Source organism: Sphingomonas changbaiensis NBRC 104936 (assembly GCF_000974765.1).
Lineage (GTDB): Bacteria > Pseudomonadota > Alphaproteobacteria > Sphingomonadales > Sphingomonadaceae > Sphingomonas_B > Sphingomonas_B changbaiensis.
This window is the reverse complement of sequence record NZ_BBWU01000021.1, coordinates 35330-46766: the sequence shown is the minus strand read 5'-3', so window position 1 is coordinate 46766 and position 11437 is coordinate 35330. Positions and strand designations below refer to the sequence as shown.

Sequence of the window (11437 nt, the reverse complement as noted above, 5' to 3'; positions counted from 1 at the left end):
CGGCGCTCACGATCGAACGAATAGGGGGCAGTATGTGGAAGATGCAGGTTTCATTGGCGGCGGTTTCCCTGGCGCTGGTTACTCTGGCGCCAGGTGCCGCAATCGCGGCCGAACCCGCGCTGCCCGGGCTTGAGCAGACCCTTGCCTTTCCGTTCGCCGAGCAGCTGACCGCATCGGAGCATGGCGACAGCATCGCCTGGGTCGCGCGCCAGAACGGCATCCGCAACATCTGGGTCGCAAGCGGCGCTGGTTTCAGCCCACGTCGCCTGACCGACACGCAGAACGATGACGGGCAGGAGCTCACATCGATCGCACTGTCGCCGGACGGGCGGCGCATCGCCTGGGTGCGCGGCGGCGACCACGATTCGAACTGGGAAGCCGAAGGCGGCCTCCAGCCCGATCCCGCCAGCGACGTCGAACAGCCTCACCTGGCGGTCTGGACCGCCGACGTGGCCGGCGGCGCACCGCGCGAGGTGGGGGAGGGCGACGCGCCCGCAATCACCGATGCCGGCCGGATCGCCTTCGTGCGCGACGGCAAGGTCTGGGTCGCGGAGCCGGGCGGGAAGCCCGAACGCCTGTTCTTCGATCGGGGCGAAGTGCAGAACCTCGCCTGGTCGCCTGACGGTCGCCGTCTTGCATTCGTGTCCGGCCGTGGCGACCATAGCTTCGTCGGCATCTATACCGGCAAGGACCAGCCGATCCTGTGGCTGGCGCCCTCGACCGGCCGCGACGACAATCCGGTCTGGTCGCCGGACGGCACCCGGATCGGCTTCACGCGGCGGCCGGGCGTCGGCGGCGCGCCGGAGCCGTTGCTCGAAGAAGTGAAGCAACCCTGGTCGATCTGGGTTGCCGACGCGAGGACGGGCGAGGGCGCGCAGGTCTGGCGCAGCCCCGATACGATGGACGGCTCCTGGACGTCGGTCCCGGACGGACCGACGCTCCGCTGGGCGGCGGGCCACCGCCTGACCTTCCGTGCCGAGATGGACGGCTGGCCGCATCTCTATTCGGTGCCGGCAGCGGGCGGCGAGGCGATGTTGCTGACGCCGGGCAACTATATGGTCGAGCATGTCGCGTTGAGCGGTGACGGCAAGTCGCTGCTCTATAGCGCGAACACCGGCACGTCCGACGGCGACGACGATCGGCGGCATATCTTCCGTGTTCCGGTCGACAGAGCGGCGCCGCAGGCGCTGAGCAGCGGCGACGGGCTCGAATGGATGCCGGTTCCCGCCGGCCCGGGCGTCGCCTTCGTCTCGGCGACCGCGAAACGCCCGCCCGCGGTGTACTGGAGCGGGGCCGCCCGGGGCAGTGAACACGCGCTTGTGCCATTGCCCGCCTACACGCCCGGCCCGCTGGTCGTGCCCAAGCAGGTCATGTTCCGCGCAGCGGACGGCGTGCTCGTACACGGCCAGCTGTTCGACGCGTCCGGCGGCAAGGCGAAGAAGCCGGCGCTGATCTTCGTTCATGGCGGGCCGCCGCGGCAGATGCTGCTCGGTTGGTCCTACATGTTCTATTACTCCCACGCATATGCGGTGAACCAGTATCTGGCGTCGCGCGGCTTCGTGGTGCTGTCGGTGAACTACCGACTGGGCATCGGCTATGGGCGGCCGTTCCACCATCCGAAGGATGCCGGCGCGACGGGCGCCTCCGAGTATCGCGACGTCGTCGCCGGCGCGCATTTCCTTCAGACGCTGCAGCAGGTGGATCCGCAAAGGATCGGCATCTGGGGCGGCTCGTACGGCGGCTATCTGACCGCACTCGCCCTGGCGCGCGACAGCGACATCTTCAAGGCGGGCGTCGACTTCCACGGCGTGCATGACATGTCGCGCACGCTGGCCGAGCGGAAGACGCCGCCCAAGCGCTACGAACAGGGCGATTGGGAAGCGGCGCTGAAGACCGCCTTCACCAGCTCACCGGTTGCCGACGTGGCGACGTGGCGCTCGCCGGTGCTCCTGATCCACGGCGACGACGACCGTAACGTGCGCTTCAGCCAGACGATCGATCTGGCCCGGCGCCTCGATGCCCAGGGCGTCCGCTATGAGGAAATGGTCGTCCCGAACGAAATCCACGACTTCCTGCGCCACCAGGACTGGCTGAAAGCGGATCAGGCGAGCGTGCGTTTCCTGGAACGCGAGCTGAAGCCGTAGCAAAGCCTAGCGATAGCGCGAGAGGATCGCCTCCACCTCGGCTTTGTGAGCGTCCAGCCAGGCATTGAGATCGCCGCGCAGCTGCTCGTCATCGCGACGCACCCCCATCGAAACGTCGAACTGCATGGGCAGCTGCGGACCGTCGAGCCATGGTGTGGGCGTCAGCTTCAGCGCGACAGGGGATGCTTTCGCGTACCAGCGTGCGACCGGGCCCCAGACCAGCGCCACGTCGATGTCGCCCGACGCGACCGCGCGCACGATCGCGGCCTGCGGGTCCGGCTGCGCATAATCGCCATAGATCAGATAGCCGCGCACGTTGTCGATGATCCCGCGCCTCGTGAGCGCGTGCGCGGGGGGCGTGTTCGCGCCGTCGTCGCCGATCATCTGCACGCCGATCCGCAGCGTCTTGAGCCGCGGATCGTCGAAATCGGCGATGTCGAGCCGGCGGTCCGCACGCGTCACGAACATATAGCTGGCGCGGTAATAGGGACGGCTGGGCGCGACCATCTCGACCGTGCTGCCGATGCCGGGAATCAGATCGCATTCGCCGGCTTTCAGCGTGTTCCGCACATTGCCGCGCCGCTGCGCCCACCAGGTATATTTGACGGTCCGTCCCCAATCCGCTGCGATCCGCTCCACCAATTTGTTCTCGAAGCCCTCTCCCTTGGCATTCGAGAACGGCATGTTGTTCGGGTCCGCGCACACACGCAGCTCTGCAGCCCCGGCGGGCGCTGCGGCGAGCGCCAGGATCAGCGCGAGACTGCGACGCCCCATGGCTTCCCTCCCAGCTGGACCGATCGGACCTTGGCCGCGGCCAGATCGATGATGCTCAGATCGCCGCTGAGCCCGTTCGCCGCATAGACTCGCGTTCCATCAGGCGAGACCGCCAGCTCCCACACCCGTTCGCCGGCAGGGAAGCGGCGCAGAATCTTGAAGCTGGTCGCGTCGACCTCGGCGACTGAATTGGCGCGGCCGAGCGCGACATAGGCCCGGGCGCCATCGGGGCTGAATGCGATGCCGACGGGCTGGGCGCTCTCGATGCCGGTAAAGTCCACCTTGCCGACCGGCTGCCACGTGGCGGCGTTGAACACGGTAACAGTTCCACCCAATTCGGAGGAGACCCACAGCCGCTTGCCGTCCTTCGTGAACGCGGCCCAGCGCGGGCGAGAGTCGACCGGCAGATTCTGCTTCAGCGCCGCCGCGGCACGATCGATGACATGGGCCATGCTGCTGGTTTCGGACGTGGCCACCACCGTTGCTCCGTCGGGGCTGACCGTAATGCCCTCCGGCTCGATGCCGACCGGCACTTCGTGCGTCACCTTGCCGCTGGCGACATCGATGAAAGAGACGAGATTGTCCTCCTCGTTCGACACCAGCGCCGTCGATCCGTCCGGCGTCACCGCGACCACTTCGGGATCGGCGCCCGAGGGCAGGCGGCGGGCCACCGTGCCGGTCGCCAGGTCGACCACCGCCACGTCGTCGTCGTTGCTGACAGCCACCAGCAATCGCTTCCCGTCCGGCATCATCGTCAGCCCACGCGGCCGCTTCCCGACGGCGATGTCGCCCCGCCGTGCCCCGGTCGCGCCATCGACCACGTGGACCACGTCGGATGCCTCGTTCGACACATAGACGGTGTCGGCCAGCATCAGCAGCAGCGGGAACATCATAGCGTGTAGAGATAAGCCGCGATGTCGCGGGCTTGCGGCTGCGTCACGCCGAGCTCCGGCATGGCCGTCAAAGGATCGACCGCGCGCGGGTGCTGGACCCAGGCGATCAGGTTTTCGGGCCGGTTCTCGAGCCGCCCGGCAATATAGACCTGGCCGCCGATGCCTTTCAGCGACGGTCCGACCTTGCCCGCTGCCTGCGGCACGCGCGGGATCGTGTGGCAACCGCCGCAGCCGTAATTCTGGATCAACTGCCATCCGCGCACGGGGTCGCCTCCGGTCAGCAGATGAGCGCGGATCGCGACCTGCCGCTGCGCATCGACATAGTTGTAGCCATAGCCGGCGGCGATCAGCACCACCGCTATGCCTGCCGACCAACCCAGGATGCTAGCCGATCGCATCGGCTTCCCTCCTTGGCCGGAAAAGCCGCGCGAGCAGGATCAGCGCCGCCCCGGCATGCGCCATCCCGCCCGGAATCCACATGACCAGGCCCGCAAGCTGCTGGTCCTCGGCCGGCGTCAGCCCAAACGGCATCATGCCCATCGCGGCATAGCCCGCGTACCAAGGGCTCGTCGAAAACGCCATCAGAGCTCCGAGCCCGCCACCGATCAGCGACGTCACGAACAGGCAACTCGCCGCGATCAGTGCTCCGCGTCCCGCTGCCCGCGTCATCGCCCACCAGAACAGGAGTGCCGTGATCAGGAACGACAGATGTTGCGCAATATGCCAGCCCTCATGCCCCAGAGCGCGATCGAACAGCGGCGGCGCGTGCCACAGGATCAGGGCCGCTGCCTGCAGCGCGGTTGCGACCACCGGGTCGGCAAGCCGCTGCCACCAGCGCGCCCCGCCGCCGAGGCTCTGGCGCAGGGTGACAGGCATCGCCCAGAACATGACGGCCAATGGCCGCGCGCTCGCGATCAGCAGCGCGGCGGGGACCATGATCAGCTCGTGCTCGATCATGTGCAACGTAAAGCTGCGCTCTCCGCCTTCGTGCAGCGGCGACACGATCGCGAGCGCCAAGACGGCCCAGCCCGCAGCAAATCTCCAGGCATTGCGCCGATTCTGGTCGCGACCGCCTTCGGCCCGGCGTTGCAGCCGGATATAGCCAGTCGCATACATCAGCGCCGACACCAGCAGCGGCAGCGTCACGCTCGGCGTCCAGGTCCAGCCCGGCGCCTCGTCCGGCAGGTGGTGCACGCCGGCGTGAAGGATCGCGAGTGCGATCATCCGAAGCATCCCGGCAAAAGCAGGCTGGCCACCGTCTGCATGAAGATCGCGATCGAAAACAGCGCGGCCATCAGCGCGCCCACGAAGGAGACGAACTTTCGCCCGCCCTCTTCCCTTCCGACCGCGCGCCAGCTGACGAGGCCTCCGAAGGCGGCAATCGCGAGTCCGACGACACCGATCAGGATCATGACGACCGGATTGGCGATGTTGCAATTGTCCTGCACCAGGTCCGATCCGACCTGATGAGACAGCGCCCAACCGAAACCCGCCCCAAGCATCCCGGCCCACGGCGTGAGCAGGTATTTGGCACGATCGACAATCTCTCGCCTCACCACCGCGGCACCCAATAGATCAGCAGATAGATCGGCAGCCATGCCAGCCAGACGAACCGCCAGTAGAGCGAGTTCTCGCTCACGTCGACGAAGCGCTTTCCCGTCGGCCCATGTTGCGTGAACATCAGCACCGTCAGCACCACGGTGTCGAACCAGTCGGTCAGGATGTGCGTGGTGTGCAGCACCAGCAATGCCCAGACGATCGACCCATAAGGGTTGTCGGTCCACATCACGTTCAAGCTGTCGAACTCGAACGCGCGGATCACCAGCAACAGGCCGCCGATCGCGGCCATGATCGGCAGCAGCAGCCGCACCGGCGCGATCTCTTCGGCCTCGGCCTTTTTCTTGACGATCGTGTTCGGGATCTCGCTGGCCAGGATCAGCAGCGTGAACAATGTTCCTGCGAGCAGGCCGGGCGGCTGGAGCGGCGCCGGCGGCCATGTGCCTTGATGACTTTTCAGGATGAAATAGGCCGCCCCGGCGAGTGCGAAGCCTGACCCTTCCATCAGCATGAACAGGATCACGCCCCACCAGGTGAGGCTCCGGTTGCCGAAGGCGTGGGTCGGCAGCTCGGCCAAGTCGCGCGTGAAGCGATAGGGCGCGCTCATGCGATCACCGGCTCTTCACCCGGCTCCCTGCTCCGCTTCGGCCAGAACCAGGCGGTCAAGGCAATCGCGACCGGAATGGCGCCCCAGACCACGGCCCAAGGCGTGAACACTGATCCGACGAACAGGATGGAGGTCGCGATCGCTGCCAGTAGCGGCCAGATCGAGGGCTCGGCCGATGCTTCCCTGACGTCCGGCTCCGCATCGATCAACGTGGTCAGCAGTGTCTCGCGTTCGTCGACGCGCAGGCCGGTCATGACCGGCAAGGGGCCGCCATCCGCGTCCCATAGCGGCGTGCGGCTCTCCACCACAGGCACGTGCGCGAAATTATAGGGCGGCGGCGGAGACGTCGTGGCCCATTCGAGGCTCGTGCCGCCCCAGGGGTTCGGGCCGGCCAGCTCACCTTTCCAGTAGGATGTGAACACGTTCACCAGGAACAGGATGACAGCGATCGCGATCCCGAAGGCGCCGATCGTGGAGACGAAGTTCAGCGCGTCCCAACCCATGCCGGCGGGATAGGTATAGACCCGGCGCGGCATCCCCATCAGGCCGGTCCAGTGCATCGGCATGAAGGTCAGGTGAAACGATGCGAACACGATGCCGAACGCCCAGCGGCCCAGCCGTTCCGACATCATCCTGCCCGTGATCTTCGGAAACCAATAGGTCACGACGCCCAGCAGCGGGAACACCGCACCGCCGATCAGCACGTAATGAAAGTGGGCGACGACGAAATAGGTGTCGTGCATCTGCAGGTCGAGCGGCACGCTTGCGACCATCACGCCCGAAAGCCCGCCGATCACGAACGTGATGATGAAGCCGATCACGTATAGCATCGGCACCCCGAAGCGCGGCCGTCCGCTCCAGATCGTCGCGATCCAGCAGAAGATCTGTACGCCGGACGGGATCGCGACCGTCATGCTGGCCGCCGTATAAAAGGCATAGCCCATGCGCGGCAGGCCGGTCGCGAACATGTGGTGCACCCACAGGCCGAAGGCGAGCAGCCCGGTCGCGACCAGCGCCAGCACCATATAGGGATAGCCGAACACGGAGCGGCCCGAGAATGTCTCAGTGATCTGGCTGACGAAGCCGGTTGCCGGCAGGAAGATGATGTACACTTCGGGGTGTCCGAAGAACCAGAACATGTGCTGCCACAGGATCGGGTCTCCGCCTTCCGCGGGATTGAAGAATTGCGTCCCCACCAGCCGGTCGGAGATGAGGAAGCCGGAGGCGAGGGCGATCGCCGGCATCGCGAAGATCACCATGAACGACACCACCAGCATCGCCCAGACGAACAGCGGCATCCGGTCCAGCCGCATGCCGGGCGCGCGCTGCTTGAAGATTGTGCCGATGATCGAGGCGGAAACGGCCAGCGCCGCCACTTCGGTGAAGGTGATCATCTGCGCCCACATGTCGGCGCGCTTGCCCGGATCATATTCGGGGCCTGAGAGCGGCGTATAGGCGAACCAGCCGATATCGGGCCCGATGTTCAGCGCAAAGGCGATCCACAGCATCAGCCCGCCGCCCAGATACATATAATAGCTGAACGCATGCAGCCGCGGGAACGCGATGTTCCGGGCGCCGACCATCAATGGGATCAGGTAGATCGCGACGGCGTCCATCACCGGCACGGCGAACAGGAACATCATCGTCGAACCGTGCATCGTGAAGATCTGGTTATAGCGATCGGCCGTGATCAGCCCGCTCTCCGGTCTCGCCAGCTGCGTGCGCATGATCAGCGCCAGCACACCCGCCAGCACGAAAAACACGAACGCCGTCACGATATAGCGACGGCCGACTTCCTTATGGTCGACGGTCGAAAGCCAGCCGATCAGGCCCGGCTTGCGGCTCCAGGTGCGCGTCAGCCGGTCGTGCAGCTCCGCCCCCTGCAGCTCAGGCCCGTCGCGCGCGATCATTTGAGCGTCTCGAGGTAGGCCACGACGGCGTCGAGCTGCCGCGCCTCCAGGCCGATATAGGGCATGTGCGCGCCCGGCTTCACGCCCTGCGGGTCGGCGATCCAGGCATAGAGCCCGCCGCGGCTCATCGGCAGCGTGCCTGCCGCGATCGTCTTGCGGCTGGCGATATGCGTCAGATCCGGCGCGACCGAAGCCGAGGCTGTGGTGCCGGCGATCGCATGACAGGTCGCGCACTCACGCGTCGTCACATAGGTCATGCCCGCCAGCTGCTCTGGCGTGCGCGGGGCAGGGGCCTCGGCCTGCTGCTGCCGCCACCAGCTGCGGAACTGCGCCTCCGGCTCGACCACCACCGTCAGCGCCATATGCGCGTGCTGGGCCCCGCAGAACTCCGCGCACTGGCCGCGAAACACACCGATCTTGCGCGGCAGCAATGCGATATCCTCGGTCCGGCCCGGAATCAGGTCCTGCTTGCCGGCAAGATTCGGCACCCAGAAGCTGTGGATGACATCGTTCGACTGAAGCTCGATCAGCGTCGGTCGGCCGATGGGAAGGTGGACCTCGTTCGCGGTGCGCACGGCCTCGCTCGGGTTCGCGCCCAGATATTCGACATCCCACCACCATTGATTGGCGGTCAGGCGGATGCGCACGGGCGGCCCCTTGTCGCCGTAGCTCGCCATGGCCCGGTCGGTCAGCCAGCTCGCCAACGCCAGGCCGACCAGCGACAGGCTGACCAGTCCTACCCAGACCCGGAATAGCGCCGGCACGCCGTCCTCGCCTTGCCGCCGCCGCCTGAGGATCGCGGCGCCCAGAAACCCGATCACCAACAGGTAGAAGAACCCGCACACGACCAGGAAAACCACGAACAGCGAGTTGAACGCGGACGTGTGCGCGCCGGCGGACGGCGCGATCGACTGCACGCCGGCGCATCCGGAGGTCGACAGGCCCACGCAGACTGCGCTCAGGCGCGCCCGTGTCACCGCGCCGGTCCCTTCACCGCGGCTGGGTCGGAGTCGGTCGGCGGTTTCGGCTTAGCGAGTGTGGGCGGATAGGTGGCCGACATCGTGTCCGAACGGCTGGGGGCCACGTCTTTCGCCACGTTCGCGGAAAGCGTGCGGACATAGGCCGCGAGTTGCCACATCTGGGTCGGCGTCAGCTTGCCGCGCCAGCTCGGCATCCCGTTCGGCCGGCCCTGGTCGATGCTGGCGACGATCTGGTCCATGCGGCCGCCGTAGCGCCACTGATCGTCCATCAGCGCGGGGCCCATACCGCCGCCGCCGTTCGCGTGGCAGCCGACGCAATTCATCTGCCGATAGAGCCGCCCGCCTTCGGCGATGTGATAGGCGTTGCCCTCGTACATCTTGGCGCGCGGGTCGATCGGCCCGGCCGTGCCGCCGGCGGGGAAAAGCTGCGAGGTCTGCGCCGCGACCGCGGTTTCCGGCAGCGGTTTCCCGCGCACCTCCCGCGCTTCACGGTCGCAGGCGGAGAGCAGGACCAGGGCGACCGCCATTCCTCCCCAAGCTCGCTTGGGGAGGGGGACCGCCGAAGGCGGTGGAGGGGCCCGGAGCGAAGCGGAGGGTGCTTCCGCCCGCTGCGCGGTCGGCCCCTCCACCGCGCTTCGCGCGGTCCCCCTCCCCTCGCATGGCGAGGGGAGGATTAAGCTATGGCAGAACGAAGTCATACAGCATGCCTCCGCCCGTGGTCTTGCCCGGCAGGTCCTGCGTCGCGGCGGCGAAACCGAGCGCGGCGGTCGGATCGCGCGGGTCGAGGCCGCCCGCGACCACCGCGCCCGCCCAGCCGCCGACGCCGGCCAGCACCGCGATATGCTGCTTGCCGTCGGGAGCCCGATAGCTGATCGGCTGGCCGATGATCCCGGAGCCGGCCTTGAACTGCCACAGCAGCTTGCCGCTGACCGCGTCCAGCGCCTTGAACCAGCCGTCCATGGTTCCGTAGAAGACCACGTCGCCGGCCGTGACCAGCGCGCCGCTCCACAGCGGCAGGTCTTCCTTGATCTCCCAGCGCGCCTTGCGGGCACCCGGATCCCAAGCGGTGAAGACGCCGCGGTTGCCGCCGGGCCCGGCGTACATCTTCACATCCGCGCCGACATAGGGCGTGCCGGCGATATAGTTCGCCTCCATCGCGCCATAGTCCATGCAAAGGTTGAGGTGCGGGATGTAGACGAGCCCGGTGCGGGGGCTGAACGCCATCGGGTTCCAGTCCTTCATGCCCGGCGAGGCGGGGCAGATGCCGCGCACCACCTTCCCCTGCTTGGTTTCCTTGTCCGGGTTGGGAATCAGCCGCCCGGTCTTTAGATCGACGCCCAGCGCCGCATTCAGGTTGCCATACGGATCGGCCGCGATCACCTGGCCCGTCACGCGGTCCATCACGTAGAAAAAGCCGTTGCGCTCGGCCCGGAGCAGCACTTTGCGCGGCTTGCCGTTGATCTTCATCGTGATCAGGATCTGCTCGTTGATCCCGTCATGGTCGAACAGGTCATGGGGGCTGAACTGATAATACCAGCGTGCCTGGCCGGTCGTCACGTCGCGCGCGAAGATGCCCGTCGTCCACTTGTTGTCGCCGGGGCGCTGGTCCGGATTCCATGGACCAGGGTTGCCGGTGCCGTAATAGACCAGCTTCAGATCGGGATCGTAGCTGATCCAGCCCCAGACATTGCCGCCGCCGATCTTCCACGCCTCGGGCGGCCAGGTCTTGACGCCCAGGTCTGTGCCCCGGTCCGTGGCATAGAATGGTTTGAAGCTGGGGCCGATCAGCACGTCCTTGTCCGGACCTGTGGAATAGGCGCGCCAGGCGATCTTCCCGGAACCTTCATCCAGGGCCGCCAGCCAGCCACGCACACCCATTTCGCCGCCGGAGCTGCCGACCAGCACCTTTCCGTCGGCGACCAAGGGCGCCATCGTCATGGTCGCGCCCTTATTGATGTCGTCGAGCTTGGTGCGCCAGACCTCGGCGCCCGTTGCCGCGTCGACGGCGATCGTCTGGTTGTCGAGCGTGTTGAAGAACAGCTTGCCGTTCGAATAGAAGGCGCCGCGGTTCACCACGTCGCAGCAGGCGACCCCCTGCGCGGCGGCGGCGACCTTCGGGTCGTATTTCCATTTGAGCGGCGCGCCGTCCTGGCTGAGGTCCAGCGCGTAGATGTAATTCGGGTAAGGGGTGACGATGTACATCGTCGATCCCACCACCAGCGGCGCCGCCTCGTGCCCTTTCACGATGCCGGTCGAGAAGGTGAAGGACAGCTTCAGCCGGCCGACATTGTCGCGATTGATCTGATCGAGCCGGCTGAACCGCGTGCTCGCATAATCGTGCGCGGGCATCGTCCATTGCCCGTCGTCATTCGCATTCGGCTGAGCGCATGCCTGCGCGATCGGAACCGCCGCCGACACCGCCAAGACGAACGCCCGCATCTGCCAGCGCACCCGCATTCCTCCCGACACCGGCTCGAGCGGCCGATTGTTTGTTCAGGCGGTCAACTTTTAACGTCGAGCAAAGTTCCGCTTGCGTACCAATGAGAACAGGGTTTGAATTTGCGGCAGAATC

At 66.6% G+C, this 11437-nt stretch carries 11 protein-coding genes; 1 reads left to right on the top strand and 10 read right to left on the bottom strand.

Annotated elements, in window-relative coordinates; translation table 11 throughout:
* Positions 1-32 precede the first annotated feature (32 nt).
* The gene (locus tag SCH01S_RS05065; protein ID WP_217995416.1) at positions 33-2144 is read left to right on the top strand and encodes a S9 family peptidase; all 2112 of its coding nucleotides are present in this window, start codon (positions 33-35) and stop codon (positions 2142-2144) included.
* A 6-nt stretch (positions 2145-2150) separates the two neighbouring features.
* On the opposite strand, the gene SCH01S_RS05060 is transcribed toward SCH01S_RS05065, so the two are convergent.
* From SCH01S_RS05060 to SCH01S_RS05015, 10 genes are all read right to left on the bottom strand, one after another.
* Positions 2151-2918 carry a quinoprotein dehydrogenase-associated putative ABC transporter substrate-binding protein gene (locus SCH01S_RS05060; protein ID WP_046347696.1) on the bottom strand — a complete coding sequence of 256 codons (768 nt, stop codon included), beginning with the start codon at positions 2916-2918 and terminating at the stop codon, positions 2151-2153.
* Complete coding sequence (locus SCH01S_RS05055; RefSeq protein WP_046347695.1) at positions 2894-3811, bottom strand: PQQ-dependent catabolism-associated beta-propeller protein; 918 nt, start codon at positions 3809-3811, stop codon at positions 2894-2896. The genes SCH01S_RS05060 and SCH01S_RS05055 overlap by 25 nt, the downstream gene beginning before the upstream one ends.
* The gene (locus tag SCH01S_RS05050; protein WP_046347694.1) at positions 3808-4209 is read right to left on the bottom strand and encodes a c-type cytochrome; all 402 of its coding nucleotides are present in this window, start codon (positions 4207-4209) and stop codon (positions 3808-3810) included. The genes SCH01S_RS05055 and SCH01S_RS05050 overlap by 4 nt, the downstream gene beginning before the upstream one ends.
* Positions 4196-5035 carry a cytochrome c oxidase assembly protein gene (locus SCH01S_RS05045; protein WP_052733787.1) on the bottom strand — a complete coding sequence of 280 codons (840 nt, stop codon included), beginning with the start codon at positions 5033-5035 and terminating at the stop codon, positions 4196-4198. Before SCH01S_RS05045 ends, SCH01S_RS05050 begins: the two co-directional genes overlap by 14 nt.
* Complete coding sequence (locus tag SCH01S_RS05040) at positions 5032-5409, bottom strand: hypothetical protein (RefSeq protein WP_157032808.1); 378 nt, start codon at positions 5407-5409, stop codon at positions 5032-5034. The genes SCH01S_RS05045 and SCH01S_RS05040 overlap by 4 nt, the downstream gene beginning before the upstream one ends.
* A complete protein-coding gene (locus tag SCH01S_RS05035; RefSeq protein WP_046347692.1) occupies positions 5364-5975 on the bottom strand; it encodes a cytochrome c oxidase subunit 3 in 612 nt (203 codons plus the stop codon). The genes SCH01S_RS05040 and SCH01S_RS05035 overlap by 46 nt, the downstream gene beginning before the upstream one ends.
* Complete coding sequence (gene ctaD, locus SCH01S_RS05030; RefSeq protein WP_046347691.1) at positions 5972-7885, bottom strand: cytochrome c oxidase subunit I; 1914 nt, start codon at positions 7883-7885, stop codon at positions 5972-5974. The genes SCH01S_RS05035 and ctaD overlap by 4 nt, the downstream gene beginning before the upstream one ends.
* On the bottom strand, positions 7882-8862 hold the full coding sequence (locus tag SCH01S_RS05025) for a cytochrome c oxidase subunit II (protein ID WP_046347690.1): 981 nt from the start codon (positions 8860-8862) through the stop codon (positions 7882-7884). The genes ctaD and SCH01S_RS05025 overlap by 4 nt, the downstream gene beginning before the upstream one ends.
* On the bottom strand, positions 8859-9392 hold the full coding sequence (locus SCH01S_RS05020) for a c-type cytochrome (protein ID WP_046347689.1): 534 nt from the start codon (positions 9390-9392) through the stop codon (positions 8859-8861). The genes SCH01S_RS05025 and SCH01S_RS05020 overlap by 4 nt, the downstream gene beginning before the upstream one ends.
* Before the next feature lie 151 nt (positions 9393-9543).
* Positions 9544-11304, bottom strand: coding sequence for a methanol/ethanol family PQQ-dependent dehydrogenase (locus tag SCH01S_RS05015; RefSeq protein WP_217995415.1), 1761 nt, complete (start codon positions 11302-11304; stop codon positions 9544-9546).
* Between the last annotated feature and the right edge of the window lie 133 nt (positions 11305-11437).